This window comes from Pararhizobium sp. P1_E7 (assembly GCF_056405855.1).
Map to the genome: position 1 here is coordinate 14329 of NZ_JBFUBH010000035.1, position 18277 is coordinate 32605.

Annotated in this window: 19 protein-coding genes; 7 read left to right on the forward strand and 12 right to left on the reverse strand. The window is 61.1% G+C overall.

Annotated features, from left to right (window positions below; translation table 11 throughout):
• The first annotated feature begins 2 nt into the window (after positions 1-2).
• The 4 genes from AC1D17_RS21560 to AC1D17_RS21575 are packed head-to-tail and all read left to right on the forward strand — an operon-like array spanning position 3 to position 4678.
• Complete coding sequence (locus tag AC1D17_RS21560) at positions 3-1196, forward strand: amidohydrolase family protein (RefSeq protein WP_477567354.1); 1194 nt, start codon at positions 3-5, stop codon at positions 1194-1196.
• Positions 1196-2689: an amidohydrolase family protein gene (locus AC1D17_RS21565; RefSeq protein ID WP_477567371.1), complete on the forward strand. Its 1494-nt coding sequence runs from the start codon at positions 1196-1198 to the stop codon at positions 2687-2689. Before AC1D17_RS21560 ends, AC1D17_RS21565 begins: the two co-directional genes overlap by 1 nt.
• Positions 2682-3665 (forward strand): ABC transporter ATP-binding protein, encoded by a 984-nt coding sequence (locus AC1D17_RS21570; RefSeq protein WP_477567355.1) that lies wholly within the window; start codon positions 2682-2684, stop codon positions 3663-3665. The genes AC1D17_RS21565 and AC1D17_RS21570 overlap by 8 nt, the downstream gene beginning before the upstream one ends.
• Positions 3662-4678 (forward strand): ABC transporter ATP-binding protein, encoded by a 1017-nt coding sequence (locus tag AC1D17_RS21575; protein WP_477567356.1) that lies wholly within the window; start codon positions 3662-3664, stop codon positions 4676-4678. The genes AC1D17_RS21570 and AC1D17_RS21575 overlap by 4 nt, the downstream gene beginning before the upstream one ends.
• Before the next feature lie 79 nt (positions 4679-4757).
• Here AC1D17_RS21575 and AC1D17_RS21580 read toward each other — a convergent pair whose 3' ends face one another.
• The gene (locus AC1D17_RS21580) at positions 4758-5435 is read right to left on the reverse strand and encodes a GntR family transcriptional regulator (protein ID WP_477567357.1); all 678 of its coding nucleotides are present in this window, start codon (positions 5433-5435) and stop codon (positions 4758-4760) included.
• A 131-nt stretch (positions 5436-5566) separates the two neighbouring features.
• Between AC1D17_RS21580 and AC1D17_RS21585 the strand changes: the two genes are divergently transcribed.
• Both AC1D17_RS21585 and AC1D17_RS21590 read left to right on the forward strand, forming a co-directional pair.
• Positions 5567-6196 carry a flavin reductase family protein gene (locus AC1D17_RS21585; protein ID WP_477567358.1) on the forward strand — a complete coding sequence of 210 codons (630 nt, stop codon included), beginning with the start codon at positions 5567-5569 and terminating at the stop codon, positions 6194-6196.
• A gap of 22 nt (positions 6197-6218) precedes the next feature.
• Positions 6219-6941: an aspartate/glutamate racemase family protein gene (locus tag AC1D17_RS21590; RefSeq protein ID WP_477567359.1), complete on the forward strand. Its 723-nt coding sequence runs from the start codon at positions 6219-6221 to the stop codon at positions 6939-6941.
• 44 nt (positions 6942-6985) lie between these two features.
• Here AC1D17_RS21590 and AC1D17_RS21595 read toward each other — a convergent pair whose 3' ends face one another.
• From AC1D17_RS21595 to AC1D17_RS21610, 4 genes are all read right to left on the reverse strand, one after another.
• The gene (locus AC1D17_RS21595) at positions 6986-7843 is read right to left on the reverse strand and encodes a sigma-70 family RNA polymerase sigma factor (protein WP_477567360.1); all 858 of its coding nucleotides are present in this window, start codon (positions 7841-7843) and stop codon (positions 6986-6988) included.
• Between the two features lie 10 nt (positions 7844-7853).
• Positions 7854-8741: an alpha/beta fold hydrolase gene (locus AC1D17_RS21600; RefSeq protein WP_477567361.1), complete on the reverse strand. Its 888-nt coding sequence runs from the start codon at positions 8739-8741 to the stop codon at positions 7854-7856.
• 61 nt (positions 8742-8802) lie between these two features.
• Positions 8803-9063 (reverse strand): EthD family reductase, encoded by a 261-nt coding sequence (locus tag AC1D17_RS21605; protein ID WP_477567362.1) that lies wholly within the window; start codon positions 9061-9063, stop codon positions 8803-8805.
• A gap of 17 nt (positions 9064-9080) precedes the next feature.
• Positions 9081-9386, reverse strand: coding sequence for a putative quinol monooxygenase (locus AC1D17_RS21610; RefSeq protein ID WP_477567363.1), 306 nt, complete (start codon positions 9384-9386; stop codon positions 9081-9083).
• Between the two features lie 201 nt (positions 9387-9587).
• On the opposite strand from AC1D17_RS21610, the gene AC1D17_RS21615 reads away from it, so the two are divergent.
• The gene (locus AC1D17_RS21615; RefSeq protein ID WP_477567373.1) at positions 9588-9743 is read left to right on the forward strand and encodes a hypothetical protein; all 156 of its coding nucleotides are present in this window, start codon (positions 9588-9590) and stop codon (positions 9741-9743) included.
• A gap of 110 nt (positions 9744-9853) precedes the next feature.
• Here the strand turns inward: AC1D17_RS21615 and AC1D17_RS21620 are convergent, their stop codons facing one another.
• The 7 genes from AC1D17_RS21620 to AC1D17_RS21650 form a co-directional block, all read right to left on the reverse strand.
• Positions 9854-10378, reverse strand: coding sequence for a hypothetical protein (locus AC1D17_RS21620; RefSeq protein ID WP_477567364.1), 525 nt, complete (start codon positions 10376-10378; stop codon positions 9854-9856).
• 192 nt (positions 10379-10570) lie between these two features.
• A complete protein-coding gene (kduD, locus tag AC1D17_RS21625) occupies positions 10571-11323 on the reverse strand; it encodes a 2-dehydro-3-deoxy-D-gluconate 5-dehydrogenase KduD (RefSeq protein ID WP_477567372.1) in 753 nt (250 codons plus the stop codon).
• The gene (locus AC1D17_RS21630; RefSeq protein ID WP_477567365.1) at positions 11313-12398 is read right to left on the reverse strand and encodes an ABC transporter ATP-binding protein; all 1086 of its coding nucleotides are present in this window, start codon (positions 12396-12398) and stop codon (positions 11313-11315) included. The genes kduD and AC1D17_RS21630 overlap by 11 nt, the downstream gene beginning before the upstream one ends.
• 9 nt (positions 12399-12407) lie before the next feature.
• On the reverse strand, positions 12408-13460 hold the full coding sequence (locus AC1D17_RS21635; RefSeq protein ID WP_477567366.1) for a carbohydrate ABC transporter permease: 1053 nt from the start codon (positions 13458-13460) through the stop codon (positions 12408-12410).
• Positions 13457-14488, reverse strand: a complete 1032-nt coding sequence (locus tag AC1D17_RS21640) for a carbohydrate ABC transporter permease (RefSeq protein WP_477567367.1) — start codon at positions 14486-14488, stop codon at positions 13457-13459. The genes AC1D17_RS21635 and AC1D17_RS21640 overlap by 4 nt, the downstream gene beginning before the upstream one ends.
• 111 nt (positions 14489-14599) lie before the next feature.
• Positions 14600-15868 carry an ABC transporter substrate-binding protein gene (locus AC1D17_RS21645; protein WP_477567368.1) on the reverse strand — a complete coding sequence of 423 codons (1269 nt, stop codon included), beginning with the start codon at positions 15866-15868 and terminating at the stop codon, positions 14600-14602.
• A gap of 82 nt (positions 15869-15950) precedes the next feature.
• A partial coding sequence (locus AC1D17_RS21650) for a hypothetical protein (protein ID WP_477567369.1) occupies positions 15951-18277 on the reverse strand: 2327 nt, incomplete at its 5' end.

Genomic DNA, 18277 nt, shown 5'->3' on the forward strand with positions numbered 1-18277 from the left:
TCATGCACGATCTTTTGCTCCGCAACGTCAGGCCGATGGCCGGCGAACGCTGCGACATCCTAATCAAGGGCGGGAAGATTGCCGGTTTCGGGACATTCGAAGCTGCACCCGGCATGGCCGTCGAGGACGGCGGCGGCGCGATCGTCGCGCCCGGCCTGATCGACGCCCACACGCATCTCGACAAGACCACCTGGGGCATGCCCTGGCATGTCAACAACCGCGCGGCGATCCTGCGCGAGCGGATCGATTTCGAACGCGAAAACCGCCTTGAGATTGGCATCGACGCCCATCGCCAGTCGATGCGTCATGCAATCGGGCTCGCCGCCAATGGCGCGACCCATATCCGCAGCCATGTCGATATCGACCCGACCCATGGGCTTTCGCTGGTCGAGGGTATCTGGGAGACACGCGAGAAGCTGAACGGCATCATCGATATCGAGATCGTCGCGTTCCCGCAATCCGGCGTCATGGTGATGCCCGGCACGCTGGAGCTTCTGGACGAAGCGCTGCGCCAGGGCTGTGAGGTTCTGGGCGGTATCGATCCCTGCGGTATCGACCGCGATCCCAAGGGCCAGCTCGACATCCTCTTTGCGTTGGCGGTCAAACACGCTGTTCCGATCGATATCCACCTGCATGAGGCGGGCGATCTTGGTGCCTTCACCATGGAGCTGATTTTCGAGCGCATCCGCGCCAACGGCATGGAAGGCAAGGTGGCGATCAGCCATGCCTTCGCGCTCGGCATGAACGACTATCTGCGGGTCGGTAAGCTGATCGAGCAGATTTCCCACCTTGATGTCGCGATCCTGACCACCGGCGCGCCCTCGGCCAGCGTGCCGTCGATCATGCGGCTGAAGGAAGCCGGTGTCCGTGTCGGTGGCGGCTGCGACGGTATCCGCGATACCTGGGGGCCCTGGGGCCAGCCGGATATGCTGGACCGTGCCAAGGTCATCGGCATGAAGAACGGTCTGCGCTCGGATATCGAGCTTGCTCATGTGCTTCACGTCGTCTCGCAGGGCGRCGCCGATGTCATGCGGCTTGAAAACTATGGCCTGCAAGTCGGCTGCAAAGCCGATTTCACGCTGCTGACCGGCGAGACGCTCGCCCATGCCGTCGTCGATATCGCGCCCCGGCCGCTGGTCGTCAAGGGCGGTCGGGTTACTGCCCGCCAGGGCAAGGCCGTGGTGGAGATGCCATGATGAGCGAAGCTATGGCATCTTTGGCGCTCGGCCGCCGTCCTGAAGGCCGCACGCTCCTTACCGCAAGCTGGGTCGTCGGCCACAAGGATGGCAGCCACCGTCTTTTGCGCAACGGCGAGGTGGTCTTCGAAAATAGCGAGATGCTTTTTGTCGGCCACCGCTTTCCTGGCGAAGTGGCCCGGCGTATCGATTTCGGCAATGCCCTGATCAGCCCCGGCCTGATCGATCTCGACGCGCTTTCCGACCTCGACACCACCGTTCTCGGCATCGACAATCATCCTGGCTGGGCCAAGGGCCGTGTCTGGCCGCGCTCCTATGTGGAGGCGGGGCCCTATGAGATGTACAGCCAGGAAGAGCTGGCCTTCCAGAAGCGTTTTGCCTTCGGCCAGCTTCTCCTGAACGGCATCACCACTGCCGCCCCCATCGCTTCGCTGTTCTACCGTGAGTGGGGCGAAACAGTGGCCGAATTCGACGCGGCAGCCGATGCTGCCGGCGAGCTCGGCTTGCGCGTTTACCTGAGCCCGGCCTATCGCGCCGGCGGCATGGTGCTGGAAGAGCCTGGACGGATGGTGCCGGTCTTCGACGAGGAGCGCGGTTTTAAGGGGCTGAGCGACGCAATCGCCTATATCGAGCGGCAGAACGGCAGCCACGGCGATCTCGTGCGCGGCATGCTGGCGCCCGATCGGGTCGAGACGTCGACGCTGGCGCTGCTGCAGCGCACGGACGCCGCCGCCCGCGATCTCGATTGCAAGTTCCGCCTGCATATGGCGCAGGGTGCCATGGAAGTCGATACGGTCCACGCCTTGCACGGCTCGACCGCGCCGGTCTGGCTGGCCAAGGCCGGCCTTCTCAGCGACCGGTTGATCGCACCGCACGCGACCAACGCGACCGAGGAAGACTTGGCGCTCTATGCGGCAAACGGCGTTTCCATCGTACATTGCCCGCTGGTTTCCGCTCGCGGCGGCAGCACGCTGAATTCGTTCTCTTCCTGTCGCAAGCGCGGCATCAACATCGCCATGGGCACCGACACGACGCCGGCGGACATGCTGATGAACCTGCTCGTCGGGCTGATCACTTGCCGCATCAACGATCGAGCGTCGGATCAGGTGCGCTCAGCCGATCTCTATGACGCTGCGACGCTCGGCGGCGCCCGGGCGCTCGGCCGCTCGGATCTGGGCCACCTGTCGCCGGGTGCCCGCGCTGACATCGCCGTCTTCGATCTGGACGACACGGTCATGGCGCCGTCCATCGATCCGATCACGACGCTGGTCACCGGCGGTTCCGGCAAGGTCACTCGCGCCGTCGTCGTCGACGGCCGCATCTCCATGCTTTCGCGCCAGGTGGCGGGCATCGACATGGAGAAGGCGCGGGTGCAGGCGCAAACCCAATATGACACGCTGATCGCCAAATATCCCGAGCGAAGCTGGGCCAATCCCCCGGTTTCGGAAATCTTCCCGCCGAGCTATCCGATTGAGGTGGACGCAAATGGGTGAAGCAGAACAAACGGTCATTGATGTCCGTAATCTCAAGGTCGAGTTTCCGAGCCGCCGCGGCACGGTCACGGCGCTGTCAGATATCAACCTTTCCATTCGCGCCGGCGAAATCCTCGGTGTCGTCGGCGAATCCGGAGCCGGCAAGTCGATGACGGGCCTGGCAATCCAGGGCCTGCTCGAGCGGCCCGGCCATATCGCCGCCGGCGAAATCTGGCTTGGCAAGCGTCGTATCGATACGCTTGACGACCGGGCAATGGAAAGCATTCGCGGCCGGGAGATCGGCGCGATCTTCCAGGATCCGCTGACCTCGCTCAATCCGTTGTTCACGGTGGGCGCGCAGCTGACGGAGACGATCCGCCAGCATCTGTCGCTCGGCAAGACCGAGGCGCGGGCGCGTGCCGTGCAGCTGCTGCGCGATGTCGGCATTCCTTCGCCAGAGGAGCGGGTCAATCACTATCCGCATCAGTTCTCCGGCGGCATGCGCCAGCGCGTGGTGATCGCGCTCGCGCTCGCGGCATCCCCCAAGCTCATCATCGCCGACGAGCCGACCACGGCGCTCGACGTCTCGATCCAGGCGCAGATCATTTCGCTGCTGCGCCGGCTCTGCAAGGAGAAACAGACGGCCGTCATGCTCGTGACCCACGACATGGGCGTGATTGCTGAAGCCGCCGATCGCGTCGCCGTGCTTTATGCCGGCAGGCTCATCGAGATCGGTCCGGTCGAACAGGTGCTGCATGCGCCGCGTCATCCCTATACGCAAGGGTTGATGGCCTCGATCCCGTCGCTTGGGGCGCGGGTGGAGAGGCTTAACCAGATCGACGGCTCGATGCCGCGCCTCGACGCCATTCCGACGGGCTGCGCCTTCAATCCGCGCTGCGTGTCGGCCGGTCCGCGCTGTCTGCGCGAGAGGCCTGAACTGATAGCTGCCGGAGAGGGCGCCAGCGCCTGCTGGCTCAATGCGGGAGGAACAGCATGACCGCTCAGAAAACGCCGGCCCTGACCGTCAACGGCCTGGTCAAGACCTTCGACGTTTCGGCGCCCTGGCTCAATCGTGTCATCGAGCGCAAGCCCCGCCAGTTCGTCCAGGCGGTGAACGATATCGACTTTACTGTCCCGGCTGGCGGCTGCCTCAGCATCGTCGGCGAGAGTGGCTGCGGCAAGTCCACAGTCGCGCGGCTCATCACCGGCCTGCACAGGCCGAGCGCAGGCGAGGTTCGTTTTGCGCCGGGCCGCTCGGGCGCGCCGCTTTCGGCCCAGATGATTTTTCAGGATCCCTATGCCTCGCTCAATCCGCGCTGGCGGGTGAAGAACATCATAGCCGAACCGTTGCGCGAGCTGAAGCTGCGCGAGACGCAGGCCGAGGTCATGGAACGCGTCGAGGAACTTTTGCTGACCGTCGGGCTTTCCGCCTCGGACGGCGAAAAATTTCCGCACGAGTTTTCCGGCGGCCAGCGTCAGCGCATCTCCATTGCCCGCGCTCTGGCGAGCGAGCCGGAATTCCTTGTCTGCGACGAGCCGACATCGGCGCTCGACGTGTCTGTGCAGGCGCAGGTCCTGAATCTCATGCGCAGGCTGCAGGACGAGCTGGGCCTGACCTATCTCTTCATCAGCCATGACATGAGCGTGGTGCGCCACATGTCCGATCGCATCGCCGTGATGTATCTCGGGCGCATCGTGGAGGAGGGGAATACCGAGGAGCTTTTTGCCCACCCGCGCCACCCCTATACACAACTTCTCCTGCAGACTATTCCCAATATCGCCAAACCGCAGCGCGACCGGGAACCGGCCAGCGGCGAAGTGCCGAGCCCGCTTAAACCGCCGTCCGGCTGCACCTTCCATCCGCGCTGCCCGGTTGCAACGGCGCGGTGTTCGGCGGAAGTGCCGGCCGTCCGCACGCTTTCAAACGGGACGCGCGTCGCTTGCCATCTCGTCATGGAAGAAGCGGCTACAGCGCCGCGCGTCATTCATGACGCACAAGGGGCGCTGTAAAACTTTAAATTTGCTGCATAATTCTTCCTTAAATCGATTCCGAATTAAGGAGTTGTGCAGTCGTGCGTGACGCCCTGGGTCAGGCGAGGGCGGCGCGYAGGTCGTGGGAAAGGTCGCGGATCTCGCTGAGGTCGAGTTCGGATTCGACATGCTCGAGATGATGGGCCATCAGGCGCGTGGCCTTCTCCGCATCGTTGTTGGTGATCGCTTCGACGATTTCGGCATGCTCGTCCGGCCCGCAATTGAACCGGTTGGTGTTGCGGTAGACGGCAGTGATGAGCGACGATCGGGAGATCAGGTCCCGCATGGTCGTAAACAGGAAGTCCGAGCCGACGGTTTCGGCGAGCAGCAGGTGGAAGCCGCCGGAAAGCTTGATGATGTCGGTGGTGATATCCTGGGCGTTGGCAATGCGCTCCTTGGCGACATGGTCGCGCAGGCGCTTGAGGTCGGGCTTGGAAACCGATCTGGACAGCCGCTCGACGACGCAGCGCTCCACCGTGCGGCGCACGAAGAAGACGTCGCGGGCTTCCTCGACCGAAGGCTTAGAGACGAACGCGCCGCGATTGGGGATGATGGTGACCAGACCGTCGCGTTCCAGAACGGTCAACGCTTGCCGGATTCGGGCGCGGCTGACATTGAAGATTGCAGCCATCTGCTCTTCTTTCAGCTGGACTCCGGGACGGAGCCGGCGCTCGGCGATCGACAGCCAGACTTTCTCGACAATTTGCTGTGTAGACGGGCCGGTTTGCTCAGCCATGAATTTCACTCCCAATTGGGGTTAGACAAGCGCGAAGCGGCAGAAAAAGTCAACTGCAACAATAGGATTTAGATTGCGGAATTGTCAACAATGTGAAATTATATTGTAGATTATTAAATCGGGAATGTACCATGGAATTCGACTTCACCGAGCTTGAGCCGCTCAGCCGCTACCGTTTGCTGACGAATTTCATCGGACCGCGGCCGATTGCCCTGGTGACGACCCGCTCAGAGGCCGGCCATAGCAATGCGGCGCCGATGAGCTTCTTCAATGTTTTCTCCCATGATCCGGCGATCGTGGTGCTCGGCATCCAGCCCCGCCTGACCGGTGAGGAAAAGGATACGATGATGAATATCCGTCGCACACAGGAATTCGCCATCAACATGGTGGACATGGCGCTTTCGCAGCAGATGCTGGTTTGCGGCCTCGGTTTTGACAACGAGGTCGATGAACTTTCCATGGCCGGGCTGACGGCAGCCGCCTGCAGCCAGATCGACGCAAGCTATGCGGCGGAATCGCCTTGCGTTTTCGAATGCCGCGTCGAGCGGCTCATCGATTATCCGCGGCGAACGCTTGTTCTCGGCGAGGTCGTTCACATGCATGTGCGGCGCGAATGCCTGGACGCGGAGGGACGCTATGTCGACCCCGAAAATTACCAGCCCATCGCCCGGCTGCACGCCGACAACTACATCACCTCGGATCGCCAGTTCGTCCTGAAGGCTCCGCCGATTGCCGATTTCATCAAGCCGCAGGACGACTAAGGGCTTCGAAAGGTTCGACTAAATGCACATCCGTCTGATCAATCCGAATTCCACTGCCTCGATGACCGCCCAGGCGCTGGATAGTGCCCTGCGCGTCAAGCAGAGGGATACGAATGTCTCGGCCGTCAATCCCCTCAACACGCCCGTCAGCATCGAAGGCAGCGCTGATGAGGCCATGGCAGTGCCGGGCATGCTCGATGAAATCCGCAAGGGAGAGCTGTTGGGCATCGATGCCTATGTGGTGGCCTGCTTCGACGACCCGGGCCTGCATGCGGCGCGCGAAGTGGCGCGGGGACCGGTGATCGGTATCTGCCAGGCGGCGGTGCAGGTTGCCATGACCATCAGCCGCCGCTTCTCGATCATCACAACGCTGCCGCGCTCGATCTCCATCATCGAAGACCTGGTGAGCGACTATGGCGCGGAACGCTATTGCCGCAATGTCCGCGCCATCAATCTTCCTGTGCTCGGATTGGAGGAAAATCCCGAGGAAGCTGAATATCTGCTGATCCGCGAAATCGAGGCTGCGAAAAAGGAAGACCGGGCCGAGGCCATTATCCTTGGTTGTGCAGGCATGTCCGCCTTGTGCGACCGGCTGCGCGATGCAACCGGAGTCCCCGTCATCGACGGCGTGACTGCGGCGATCAAGCTTGCAGAGGCGCTGGTTGGGGCTGGCTACAGAACCTCCAAGGTCAACGGCTACGATTATCCCCGCGTCAAGGAATCCAAGGTTGCGGCCTGCGTCTGAGCGCGGGCCGGTGCTGATCGCCTCATGGGCGGTAGAACCTGCTTTCAGCCTAACCGCACCCAATCTACGGCTTCGAGCACATAGGGGGCGAACAAGAAATCCCGGATTTCGCTGATCTGGCTTTGCGACCAGCCGATCAGAACAAAATGCGCAGGCCTTTCCATCGGGCCGGTGCTGTCGAAGACCAGCATGGCCGGCCGTCCTTCAACCGCGCCGAGGGCGAACTGCCATTGCGTCACTTCCGCATAGCGCGCGAAATAGGGAACGATCTTGTCACGCCCTTCCAGCTGCAGCCTGTTCACCAGATCGAGCTTCACGTCATCGGCGAGCATGGCGCGGATCGCGTCGAAGTCGCCGGTTTGAAACAGGTGGACATAGGCGGTGGTCTTCACTCGGTCCGGATCGGACATCATGGGAAGTCGCGTATCATCGGGCTGCTGGGCCAGCTGCCGCAGCGTAGCGCGCCCGCGCTGAAGCGCCGATTTGGCGGCTGCCGGAGAACACCCTGCGATGCTTGCGATCTCGTCGATCGAGTGCCCCAGAACCTCCTTGAGGATCACGGTGCAGCGTTGAAGTTCAGGCAGCCGCAGAAACGTCTGAAAGCTGATCGCGACGATGTCCGCCTCGGGTGTGGGGGCCGCTACGACGTCTTCGGTCAGCGGAACGACGGTGTTCCTTGACCGGCGGCGCAGGAAATCGAGGCTCGTATTATGGGCGATACGCAGGTGCCAGCCCTCGAGATTTTCGACAGCCGTGCCTTCCGCCCGCGCCCGCAGAGCCTTGATCAGGGTGTCCTGCAGTATATCTTCACCGTCCACGGTCGAACCGGTCATGCGCGCACAGTAGCGATGAAGGCGTGGCCGCAGCGCTTTCAGGCGATCTTCGAATTCATCGGGGTTCATGTATCGGGACCTACTGCGCTTCCGCGCTTTGCTCCGCCAGGGAGTGGACACCAATGTCGATGAGAATCTCCGACAGGGCGGCGGGTTGTGACAGGAATGGCGAGTGGCTGCTTTCCAATGTGTGGGTAGTTGTCTTGCCGCCGATGGCGCTGTCAACCGTCGCAATCATGTGATCCTGACCGGTCAACGGAACGGCGCGATCCTGTGTGCAGCGGATGTAATGGCGCGGCACCGCGCCAAATCGTCCAGGCGTAATTTCCGATGGGGCGAAGGCGCCGGCGTTCGGCTCGTCACAATGAAGTTGCGACGCCATAACCGCGAAGTCTGCCTCGGACACGTCGCCATAAAACGCAGCCTTGAGCAGCGAGCTGTAGGTCTCGTCGGTTGATCGACCATTGATTCTTGTCGCGCCGATGGCCACGGGATCGCCCAGGAATAGCTGAGGCGCCAGCGCCGAAGACATGGTTTCATGCTGGAGCATTGCGAGCAAAGCCATGCCGTTCGGCACCATGAACCCGGCAAGGTATACGACCGCAAAAAGTAGGTCCGGAACCTGCTCGGCGACCGCCGAAATCGTCATTCCGCCGGCGGAATGCCCGACCAGGATGACCTTTCCGTCACCGAGTGACGCAGCTTCTTTTACCAACGCAACGACCGCCTGCGTCCGCTCCTCCTGCGTAACGCCGGCCACGGGTGACCACTCGGCAGCGAACGCCGCGGGGTCAAACGGGCAAAGACCGAGCGACGTTGGTGCTACCGTATTCACTCCCGCGCCGGGAAGGTCGAGCGTCAAAGCCGGAAAGCCGTTGGCTTCAAGCGCTGGCGCAACTCTGTCCCAGGCCGAATGGTTATGCCACCCGCCGTGGATCAGGACAAAAACTGCTTTGGTTGCCGGCATCTCGGTCCTCTTCATCTGATCTTGCGATCTTTGCGACTTGTATAAGCGGTGGCCTGCCATTTCACCGCCATTTTGCCTCCCCGCCCGCCTGTCCCTCGGGGCTTGCAAACGCCCTTTCGATTGCTCCGAGGTCGTCAAAATACAGCGTTCCGATCCGATGAATATTGGAGGTTCCCGCCAGTGTAGCGATGGGGCCGTCGCTGACCTCATATCTCCGCAGCCCCGAAATCTTCTTGGCGAGGGGAACGTGGATTTCGAAATAATGCCGGTCAAATGCCTCGACGTTGTCGGGAGTCCTGTAAATTACGAGCATCCGAGCCATTGCGGCTTCTCCTCCCTTCACCGGTTTTCGCTCAACACCGCCGAGCCCACGATCGAGTCCAGGCTCGCCAGCTCAAGAATCTTCGGGAAATAGGCTTTCATGCGCGGATCGCTGCGCATAGCCTCGACAGCTCCGGTGGTTTCCCATTCGGAGTAGATGACAACGCCGGCGCCGTCCTGTGCCGCGATCAGCCGGGTCGTCTTCCAGCCGTGGAGCGTGCGGATCACCGTGTCGGTACTCTGCTTCAGGAGCGCAATCAGCGCATCCTGCTTGCCGGGTTCGACCTTCAGCATATTGATCAAAATAACGGGTTCGTCGGACATGGCATGTCTCCTTCTGTTTCGAACACACCAAGGACGACCCGAAGGGTGAAAACGGATCGCGACTTCGAAGATTTTTTTGGAGATCATCTGCCAGGCGTGTGCTTGCCGAGTTTTGCAACGACAAGCGCAGTTGCCGGTCCGGCTGCTAAAACGCCGGGGGCGCGTTCGGGAAGCAGCGCGCATTGCCAGGGAGGTGGGCCAGTGAGATGGGCCAAGGGCACGGACGACGGCATGGAAGAACTAGAGCAGATGCTCTTCCACGCTCGCCGCTCATCCGACGAATGGAACGACTTCCTCGACAGCTTTGTCGACGACGAACAGCTCGTCGCTCGCATCAAAGCAAAACCGCTGCGGTAGCAATCGGGCGGTTACATATGTTCTCAAATGACGGACAGATTCGCTGCCTTCGTGGCGTGATGCCAAAACGATCAAGCCCCGGTGTCTCGCGATGCCGGGCCTTAGATGCATCAGTTGGCCATATCGTGAAGGAACGCTTCAAATTTTGGCCAGAACTGGTAATCAAATACAGTTTCTTTATCGAGTTTTAGCTGCCGTGCCATGCCCATGCATTCACTGGTGTTTAGTTTGATCGTTTTGCCAGACTTGATAAGCTCTAAAAACAGCCCTTCGAAAGCCATTTCATATTCTCGATTATCCAGATAAAGCCCAATGACCTCAACGGATTCGGCATCGAGATCTGCTCGTGACATCGTGCTTCGCACAAACTGATCGATCTGCTTGAAATTATCACTATTTGTTTGCCACCACGGTATGTATCCGTCTTCACCCGCGAGGATGGTGGTATTCCCACTTTCGAAGTCACCGGATTCAACTGAAATGAGACGATAGCCTAGTTGGTCTCCCAGTTGGCGCATGTACGCAATTGTTTCGCGGACAGCCGGTTGATCAGTTGAGACCGATTTGTATGCGACAATCTCGCATTGTCCGCTGTCGGATACAGCTAATCCCTCTTTTATGAGCAGCACAACCATTCGGTCTTCGTCCTCGTCGCGTGAACAAATGAAACGCCCACCAATAGGAGCCATTGAAGGTTTTAGGCCAGAGCTCAGTTGAGCTATCTCTTCTTTGTACTCAATCCAGCCAGATGGCTTTGTTAAATTCATATCAGCAAACGCTAAGGCTGGCGCAACGAACCAGACGGCAATAAGAAATGTACCCCGGAGTTAACGTACCAGCCAGCCGCCATCGACCGGGACGGTGATGCCGGTAACGTAGCTGGAGGCAGGGGCCGCAAGAAACAGAACCGATGTGGCGAGATCGTCCGGCGTGCCCCAGCGACCCATCGGGATGCGGGTGGAGATCTGGGCGTTGCGGTTCTTGTCGTTGCGCAGCGCTTCCGTATTATCCGTTTCCATATAGCCGGGCGCGATGGCGTTGACAGTAATGCCGTGCGGCGCGAGCTCGTTGGCCATGGCTTTGGTCAGGCCGGCAATGCCGTGTTTGGAAGCCGTATAGGCGGGCACGCGAATGCCGCCCTGGTAGGAGAGCATCGATGCGACATTGATGATCCGTCCGGCCCGCTTGGTTTCGACCATGTGCCGGGCAACGGCCTGCGAAAGCAGGAAAGCCGACTTCAGGTTGACGTCGATGACGGCGTCCCAATCCTCTTCCGAATGATCGAGCAGATCGGCCCGGCGGATGATGCCGGCATTGTTGACGAGGATATCGATGCCGCCGAGTGCAGAGGCAACCGAGCCGATGATCTCTTTCGCGTCGAATTTCTGCGATAGATCGATTTCGAGTGCGTGAAAACGCCGGCCGGTCTGGCGGACGGCTGCGGCCGTCTCCGGCATCGGGCTGGAGCCGAGGGCAGCAATATCGGCACCGGCGCGAGCGAGTGCCAGCGCCATGCCCTGGCCAAGGCCCGTTCGTGCGCCGGTGACCAGCGCCACCTTACCGGAGAGATCAAACAGCATGATCAAGGCGTAGCCCCTTCTCGTTGAACAGATGCAGCGGAGCCGATGACAGCGACAGGTGGATATCCGCTCCCGGCGTCAGATTATGCTGCCCCTGTGCGACGACCAGGATTTTCTGGCCGGCGACATCGGTGTRGACGATGGTCTCGGAACCGAGCGCTTCGACCAGCTTGATCTTGGCCGCAATACCTTCACCGCCGTTGCCGATCGAAACATGCTGGGGCCGGACGCCGAGTGTGATGGGGGAGCCGTTGGCAAGGCTGCTTGCGGCCACCGGCAATTCCAGCCTGTTACCACCGGCGAAGGTGGCGACGGCCTTGCCGGAGGATGACGGCCCCACCGAGCCTTCGAGGAAATTCATGTGCGGCGAGCCGATGAAGCCCGCGACGAAGCGGTTTGSTGGTGAATTGTAGAGTTCCATCGGTGTGCCGATCTGCTCGATACGGCCGGCGCGCAGCACAACGATGCGGTCGGCAAGCGTCATCGCTTCGACCTGATCGTGGGTGACGTAGATCATCGTCGCCGACAGCCGGGCATGCAGGGCCGCCAGCTCGGCGCGTGTCGAGCCACGCAGTTCGGCATCGAGGTTGGACAGCGGTTCGTCGAGCAGGAAAGCGACAGGACGGCGCACGATTGCCCGGCCGATAGCGACACGCTGGCGCTGGCCGCCGGAGAGCTGGCCGGGACGGCGGTCGAGATAGTGCTCGATCTCCAGCATGCGGGCGGCCTCGGCGATGCGCGTGGCAATCTCGGCCTTCGGCATCTTGGTGTTTTCCAGGCCGAAGGCGAGGTTCTGGCGCACGCTCATATGCGGATAGAGGGCATAGGATTGGAAGACCATGGCAAGCCCGCGATCGGCTGCGGGGATGGCGTTGACCACCTTGCCGTCGATGGCCAGTTCGCCTCCGGTCGGCTTTTCGAGGCCTGCGATCATCCGCAGCAGCGTGGACTTGCCGCAGCCGGACGGGCCGACGAAGACGACGAATTCACCGTCGGCAATCTCCAGATTGATGTCATGGAGCACGTCGACTGCCCCGAAAGACTTTGCGACATTGGTGAGTTTGATATGTCCCATGATGAACCCTTATTTCAGGCCGGTTCCGGCGATACCGGTGGTGATGAAGCGCTGCAGGAAGAGGAAGACCAGAACCACGGGGATCATGGTCACGACGGTCATCGCCAGGATGAAATGCCATTGCACGTTAAGCTCGCCGGAATAGATGCTGAGGCCAACCTGCAGGGTATAGAGCTCCTTGCGCGACAGGACGATCAGCGGCCAGAGGAAGTCGTTCCAGCGCCAGACGACGGAGAAGATGGCGAGCACGGCGAGCGCCGGTGCTGTCAAAGGCAGGATGATCCGCCAGTAAATCTGCCACTCCGATGCCTTGTCCATCCGCGCAGCGTCCAACAGTTCGTCGGGAATGGTCAGCATGTACTGGCGCAGGATGAAGACGCCGGTGGGCGTTGCCACCGTCGGCAGGATTACGCCCCAGAGGTTGTTAAATAGGCCCAGCGCCGAGACGATCGAATAGAGCGGCACCATGATGACCGACAGCGGCACCATCAGTGTCGCGAGGATGAGGAGCATAGCAAACGTCCGGCCACGGAACTCATATTTACTCAGCGCGAACGCCGCCATGGAATTGACCACCAGCGTGATCAAGGTTGCCGTCACCGTGACGAAGACGGAGTTCCAGAGGTAGCGGACAAAATCGAAATGAGTGAAGGGCTCGGTATAGTTCTCGGTCGCAAACGACATCTCCCGGACCGGCGTGCGCTTGGCTATGTTGACCTTGACGATCTCGGCCGGCTTGCCGGGATCGACCATCTGGCTGACGGTGCCGATGCGGCGAACTTCGGCAAGCGTTGCGGTGCTGCCGTCCTCAAGCGTTACCGTGTAAAGATCGAGCGGCTTGTCATAGCCCTCGACCGTCACCTTCTGGGTGACATAAGGCAGGATCGTCGGCGGGAATTCGGCAAGCGCGGCAGGCGACTTGAACGACGATGCCGTGAGCCAGATGGCCGGGCCGAACATCACGAACAGGCCCACGATTAGCCAGACCCATGTGACGATATCCGTCCAGTGCCAGCCCTTGCCGCCTTTGCGGCGAAACAGGAATTCGATGGCCCGGCTCATTTGCGGGCTCCCTTCTTTTCGCTGGAACGGCTGAGGCCGAGCTGCATGAGTGTGAGGGCGACGAGCACAATGCCCATCAGGATGGAGGCGGCGGCCGCAAGGCCGGGATTGCGCAGCTGTGCCGCAAAGCCGGTCTCGTAAATATACTGCGTGACAAACAGCGTGCTGGTGCCGGGACCACCGCCGGTCAGAACATAGACTTCATCGAAGATCTGCACGGCGCGGATCAGCACCAGAACGATGACGACGAGCAGGTTCGGCATCAAAAGCGGCAGAGTGATGCGGGTAAAGACGCGCATGGCCCGGGTACCGTCCATCTCGGCGGCCTCGTACAGATCCTTCGGGATGGCCTGCAGGCCGGCTAGAATAATCAGCGTATAGAAGCCCATATGTGCCCAGATCGAGACGCCGACGGTGGCGGCGAAGGCCCAGTTACGGTCGTTCAGCCAGACATGCGGATCGAAGCCGAAGCCAAAGAGGCCGAAATTCAACAAGCCTTGGCGTTGCAGGATCCATTTCCAGATCAGGCCGACGACCACTGGTGATAGCAGCACCGGAAAGAAAAACACCGCGCGCCAGAAACTGCGGGCCATCAGGTTGCGGTTGAGGATCAGCGCGGTGATCAGCGACACAGCGATCATCAGCGAGACCTGCAGGATGACGAACCAGCCGGTATTGCCGACGGCTGTCCAGAACGTGTCCTCGGCGCAAGTATTGGGGTTCAGATAGTTAGAGCAGTCAAACAGTCTTGTATACTGATCGGCACCGACGAAGGTGCGATCCGACAGGAACAGCGCTGTGCCGCCGGTCATCGAATAGGCGAAATTGATGAAGAACGGCAAGAGCACGAAGACGCCGAAGATCAGCATGTTCGGCAGCAGGAAGAACGCCGCCATGCCGCCGAGACCAAACTTCTTTTGGACCCAGCGCAGCGGCGCATCAATGATGCTCATGGCAAGGCGCACCGGCACCATGGCGGTCTCGCCCAAGCTCTGGCCCGTCCGGTTCTGGCTGGATATCTCTGCCATTATCGATCACTTTCCTCTTGCGCGTTGCATGGCGCTGCGGCTCGTCTTCAATCGAAGATGTGAAGCGGGCGGCTGAGCGGGATTGCCCGCCGCCGCCCGCGTGTTCGCACGTTAAAGAGCCGAGTCCTTGACCTTGGCGGCGATATCCGCGTCGATACGGGTATAGGCCTCGTCAAGCGTCATTTCGCCGGCAGCCGCCTGGCTTACACGGGTAACGAGGGCGCCGTAGATCGTGTCAGACCAGGCCCAGCCCGGCAACTTGCGCGCGAGGTCGGCCAACGATGTGGACGCCGTGACGAAGATGCCAAGTGCCGTCTTGGCCTGTGCATCGTCAGTCTTGAAGTCCAGCCCCTTTTCGACCACGCCCTTGTGGGCCGGCAGGAACAGGGTGCGTTCGGAAAACTCCTTCACGACCGGCTCGCTTGCCAGGTAATCCATGACCTTGGCGACGTCCTTCGGGTTCTTCGTGTACTTGATCGCCACGAGGCCGGCGCCGCCCGGCATGCCGGTGCAGTTTGCCGGGCCACAGGGGCTGCCGGTCGCGACCCAATCGAAGTTCGAGCCGATCTTGGTCGAGAAGTTCGGCACCTGCCAGGAGCCGGAATAATAGAACGCGACCTGGCCATTGATGAAGTCATCGGCGCCTGCACGGTAGGTCGAGCCTGCCGCCGAAACCCATACGTCCTTGCTCATCGTGCCGTCTTCGATCCAACCGATGAACTTGGAAATGAAGGTTTTCGAGCCCTCATCCAGCGGTGCCGGCTTGCCGTCAGCGCCGATATAGTTGGCACCGAAGGCGATGTCAGGCGCCGTTATGCGATGCCCAGATCTGTCCAGTGCCATCGGGAAGGGCACCTGCTGGCTTTCGGCGACCTGTTTGGAGGCCTTGGCCCAGTCGTCCCAGGTTGCTTCCTTGCCAGGAAGAGCAACGCCGGCCTGATCGAACAGCGTCTTATTGGCAAAGCCGCCGGTCAGCGTGATCTGCGTCATGAAACCGGAAATCTGGTCGGTGCCGTCGGGCCGCATCCAGTCAGCCTGATCACCGAAATTCGTATCCCAATAGGCAGCATCGGCCACCAGCGGGCGCAGGTCGAGCCAATGCTTGCTCAGCGCCTTCAGGTTGGTGACACGGGCGATATCCGGCCCGTCGCCGGCTTCGAGCTGCACCGGCAGCTGTTCGCGCACGACGCTGTAGGACACGTTGTCGATGGTAACCTTGATATCCGGATTGTCCTTCATGAAGCGGTCGATGAGGTCTTTCAGGACCTCGCCCTCGACGCCATCGGAATACCACATGATGCGTACGTCCCCGGCAAGTGCCGCCGTGGAGGTTAAAAGCCCGACGGCGAATGCCGCGAGCATCGTTCTGGTCCTGGTCATGTCTTCCTCCTCCTGTGGGTGCGGGCCTTCTCCTTGCCCGCATTTGAACGGGCGCCGGCTTCTCCTCGCCGGCGCTTCGCCTTTAGTGTGCGACCAGCATGGCGACCTCGCCTGCGACCGTGAAATCTCTGGGAACGATGGTCCGGCCTTCGGCCTCGACCGATCCGTCCTTGCGGAAAGTGACCGTGCCGTAATCGGGGTCTTCGAGCACCAGCGAACCGCCTGCCGTCTCTGCAACGGACAGCGAGGCGAACCGGCTTTCCATCGCCTCAAGATCAGAGGCTTCGCAGACACGGACGATCCAGCGGGTATTCTGACCGTATTGGCGCAGTTCTGCATTGGCCGAGGGGCCTGTCGTCACCGGCTGCAAATCCGTGCTGCCGAGCAGGATGACCGCGCCGCCGCCGCTGCGAGCCATCGCAAGACGTCCGCGAACGGTGCTTTCGTCGAATTCGGCGACCGGGAACCAGGCATGGGTGAATTCAGGCTGTTCTTCGAAGGTCACAAAGTCGAGTACGGCCAGCCCCCGGTACTGGTGGGCGCGAGGGAGGGTGCCGCACCCACCCCAGAAGGACGGCCGGCCGTACCCGAACTGAATTGTTTCGCCGGGATGGTTGATCCAGACGGCGGCTTCGGGCCGCCTGCCGAGGCGCAGATGCAGGATGGTTTCCTGATAGCCCCATTCGTTCCAGCGATAATGGGCTGCGGAGCCCATGGCGAAATCGCGGCCCTTGTAGTGATAAAGCGCTGCAAACCGGTCCTGGCCTTGGGCAAACCGCCATTCCTGATGTTCGTCCGCCTGATGGCTGGCAACGGCGCTGAGACTTTCCGGCACGACCAAGCCGTGATCGCGCAGGCAGACGGCGAGCTGCGGCAGGGCATGGACGCGGCGGCCGTACCAGCCGGCACCCCAGAGCAGACGCGCGACACCCGAAAGCTCCAGCGAGCGGCCGGCGCAGAGCGTATGCTCATAGGAACGTCCCTGCGCTGCGGTGACCATGCCGTGATGCGCGGAGCGGGCAATGACTTCGCACAGGCGAACGATGCCCTTCTTTGCACGCTCAGCGATATCCAGGTCCGGCGAGAGAGCGGCGAGCGCGGTCAGGCCCTTGAGATCGATCGGGAAATAAGGTGCGGAGTTGAACTCCGCCATTTCCCAGGCTTCGAAATGATCGAGCCAGGCGCGCACGCGGGCAGCACCTGTGGCGCCTTGCTCAGCACCTTTCCGGCCGGAACGGGTGAAGGTTTCGCCAAAGAGCAAGTGTCCAGCGAGATAGGCGGAGGTGTGGAATAGTAGGGCGTGGTTTTCGGAGAAATACCATTGAACATCGTTGCCGGGTTCATCCATCCAGTAGCGGAAGTCGAGGATGGCGCGGTCGATACGGGCGCGGGTTTTCTCGCCGATGTCCTTGCCCCAGACGGTGCGCGACCAGATCAGAGGAACGAGCGAAAAGTCAGCGCAGTCGTGGCAATCCTCGATCGACGGCAGGATCTCCTCGATCATCGCATCGGTATCGGCGCCGCTCCGGCCACTGGCCAGCCGCGCGAAGGCGCGGACCGTATCGCGTTCGGAGAATTCCGAGACTTCGGTCAGCGTCTCGGTGATGCGTTCGGCAATGGTAGCCGGTGCCGTGCCTTGCCGGGCGGTATGGCAGATCTCGATGCCGAGGGAGCGCGATGCAACGAAGTCACCGGCCTTTAGCGTGATACGGAAATGGCGGAAATCAGCGGGTGCTGCTTCCGAAGGGCCGATGACCAGACGCACTTCGCCAGCCTTCAAAACGAAGTCGTAGTCAAAGCGTTCGGTCGACATGAAGTCGCCCTCAACCGTAACATTGACAGCAACATCCACCGGMAGCGGCTCGGCAAGCCGCAGCGTGATGTCGCCTTCGAAATAGGCGGTTCTGTCGAAATGCATGCTTTCGAGGGCAGTCTCGATTGTCTCTGCCACCTTCCCCTCGATCGGCACGGGAACGGCAACACTGGCGGCCGGACCATTGAGGTAATCGAGCTGGAAGAAATAGCGGGCGTCGCGCTCGGCGAGATCATCGAAGAAGATCGTAACCTCGTTCAAGCCTTCCTGCAGCGCCATGTCGAATTCAGCCTTTGCCTCGAGATTGCGGCTATAGGGCGCCATCCARCCSGYTTCYGTGCCGTTCAGCCAGAGGACAGCACCGCCGCAGGTGCCGAGGCGTACCTTGGCGGTTCCGGCTTTTTCTGCTGCGATGAACGTCCGGGCAAAGGTGGCAAGCCGGGTCGGGCGGAACCAGAAGCCGGAGAGATCGAGCCTGGGCGAACCGAACGGCAGCCACCAGCGGGTGGCCTCGAAGGAGCCGCGCACATCCGGGTGCTTGCCGCGATAGGTTTCGGCAAAGATCGTGCGGCAAGGATATTCGTGCGGAATGAAGT

What these genes read in the sequence shown, in the direction of transcription:
- AC1D17_RS21570 (WP_477567355.1), top strand. Translation starts at nt 2,682, where the DNA reads ATGGGTGAAGCAGAACAAACGGTCATTGATGTCCGTAATCTCAAGGTC.
- AC1D17_RS21635 (WP_477567366.1), bottom strand. Translation starts at nt 13,460, where the DNA reads ATGAGCCGGGCCATCGAATTCCTGTTTCGCCGCAAAGGCGGCAAGGGC.
- kduD (WP_477567372.1), bottom strand. Translation starts at nt 11,323, where the DNA reads ATGCTGTTTGATCTCTCCGGTAAGGTGGCGCTGGTCACCGGCGCACGA.
- AC1D17_RS21575 (WP_477567356.1), top strand. Translation starts at nt 3,662, where the DNA reads ATGACCGCTCAGAAAACGCCGGCCCTGACCGTCAACGGCCTGGTCAAG.
- AC1D17_RS21565 (WP_477567371.1), top strand. Translation starts at nt 1,196, where the DNA reads ATGAGCGAAGCTATGGCATCTTTGGCGCTCGGCCGCCGTCCTGAAGGC.
- AC1D17_RS21590 (WP_477567359.1), top strand. Translation starts at nt 6,219, where the DNA reads ATGCACATCCGTCTGATCAATCCGAATTCCACTGCCTCGATGACCGCC.
- AC1D17_RS21605 (WP_477567362.1), bottom strand. Translation starts at nt 9,063, where the DNA reads ATGGCTCGGATGCTCGTAATTTACAGGACTCCCGACAACGTCGAGGCA.
- AC1D17_RS21640 (WP_477567367.1), bottom strand. Translation starts at nt 14,488, where the DNA reads ATGGCAGAGATATCCAGCCAGAACCGGACGGGCCAGAGCTTGGGCGAG.
- AC1D17_RS21610 (WP_477567363.1), bottom strand. Translation starts at nt 9,386, where the DNA reads ATGTCCGACGAACCCGTTATTTTGATCAATATGCTGAAGGTCGAACCC.
- AC1D17_RS21600 (WP_477567361.1), bottom strand. Translation starts at nt 8,741, where the DNA reads ATGCCGGCAACCAAAGCAGTTTTTGTCCTGATCCACGGCGGGTGGCAT.
- AC1D17_RS21620 (WP_477567364.1), bottom strand. Translation starts at nt 10,378, where the DNA reads ATGGTTGTGCTGCTCATAAAAGAGGGATTAGCTGTATCCGACAGCGGA.
- AC1D17_RS21585 (WP_477567358.1), top strand. Translation starts at nt 5,567, where the DNA reads ATGGAATTCGACTTCACCGAGCTTGAGCCGCTCAGCCGCTACCGTTTG.
- AC1D17_RS21645 (WP_477567368.1), bottom strand. Translation starts at nt 15,868, where the DNA reads ATGACCAGGACCAGAACGATGCTCGCGGCATTCGCCGTCGGGCTTTTA.
- AC1D17_RS21595 (WP_477567360.1), bottom strand. Translation starts at nt 7,843, where the DNA reads ATGAACCCCGATGAATTCGAAGATCGCCTGAAAGCGCTGCGGCCACGC.